The organism is Paenibacillus sp. 01T443 (assembly GCF_056398325.1).
Window position 1 is genome coordinate 1 of the sequence record NZ_JBFTPE010000078.1, and the last position, 477, is coordinate 477.

2 protein-coding genes are annotated in these 477 nt (G+C 68.1%); both read left to right on the forward strand.

What is annotated here, in order from left to right; all coding sequences use genetic code 11:
* Positions 1-194: MoaF C-terminal domain-containing protein (locus tag AC1DLI_RS34360; RefSeq protein WP_477610218.1), on the forward strand; the 194-nt coding region annotated here is incomplete at its 5' end.
* A gap of 84 nt (positions 195-278) precedes the next feature.
* A partial coding sequence (locus tag AC1DLI_RS34365) for a nuclear transport factor 2 family protein (protein ID WP_477610220.1) occupies positions 279-477 on the forward strand: 199 nt, incomplete at its 3' end.

The following is a 477-nucleotide window of genomic DNA, read 5'->3' on the forward strand; positions in this document are numbered from 1 at the left end:
GGCTCTACCTGTTCTGCTTCCGCGAGTTCCGGATCGCGGTCGCGAGCGTCTGGCTGCACGACCTCGGCTACCAGCTCATGACGACCGGCATCTTCCTGGGCCTCAACGGCGAGGGGGCGTCCGAGCACTCCCGCGGAGGCGGCCACATCTATCCGCTCGGTTCGGTCGCCTACCCCGACGCCCAGCCCGTCTGACCTCCGCCGATCGTCGTGAGCCGCCTCCTGCACGAAGGCCTCGCGCTATCCGTCGGCCCTACGACCTTTGAGGAGCATCCTGCTATGACCAATGCCGACATCATCCGCGCCCACTACGACGCGAGCGACCGCGGCGACATCGACGGCATGCTCGCGCCGCTCCGCGACGATGTGCGCTGGACCGAGGCAGCGGGCTTCCCGTACGCCGGCACCTACGTGGGCCCCGACGCCGTGGTCGAGAACGTATTCTCCCGCCTTCAGGAGGACTGGGACGACTACACGC